Below are 875 nucleotides of genomic sequence, written 5' to 3'. Positions count from 1 at the left end.
CGGCAACGTGGACTTGAGCGGATACTTGGATAATACAGACGACCAGGCATTGAGTCTGAGCGGTAACACCTTGACCCTCGAGGATGGTGGTAATGTGGACTTGAGCGGGTATTTGGACAATACCGATGCCCAGACCCTTTCCTTGAGCGGAACGGATCTGAGCATTGCTGGAGGTAACACCATCGACATCAGCAGCATCGACACGGACACGGATGACCAGACTTTGAGTATTTCAGGTTCGGATCTGACCATTTCCGAAGGAAACACGATAGATATTTCAGGTGTGAACACCGATGACCAAGCCTTGAGCTTGAGCGGCAACACTTTGACCCTCGAGGACGGCGGCAACGTGGACTTGAGCGGGTATTTGGACAATACCGATGCCCAGACCCTTTCCTTGAGTGGAAGTGATCTGAGCATCACCGGTGGCAACACCATCGACATCAGTTCCATCGACACCGATACGGACGACCAGACATTGAGCCTATCAGGGAACACCCTTTCCATTGCCGATGGAAACAGTGTGGACCTTTCAACCTTCAACAATAGTGGAACGGACGACCAGGCCTTGAGTTTGAGCGGCAACACCTTGACCCTTGAGGATGGTGGTAACGTTGACCTGAGCGGATACTTGGACAACACTGATGCACAGACCCTTTCCTTGAGCGGAACAGATTTGAGTATCACCGGTGGCAACACCATCGACATCAGTTCCATCGACACCGATACGGATGACCAGACTTTGAGCATTTCAGGTTCGGATCTGACCATTTCTGAAGGAAACACAATTGACATTTCAGGTGTGAACACGGATGACCAGGCATTGGGCTTGAGCGGCAACACCTTGACCCTTGAGGATGGCGGTAACGTTGACC

1 protein-coding gene is annotated in these 875 nt (G+C 51.7%); it reads left to right on the top strand.

Features of this window, described 5'->3' with window-relative positions:
* Nucleotides 1-875: hypothetical protein (locus LKX84_RS17875; RefSeq protein ID WP_228239090.1), on the top strand; the 875-nt coding region annotated here is incomplete at both ends.

The sequence above is a fragment of the Allomuricauda sp. M10 genome (assembly GCF_020782875.1).
Taxonomy (GTDB): domain Bacteria; phylum Bacteroidota; class Bacteroidia; order Flavobacteriales; family Flavobacteriaceae; genus Flagellimonas.
The sequence above is the reverse complement of the archived record's forward strand: the minus strand, read 5'-3'. Positions and strand labels throughout refer to the sequence as shown.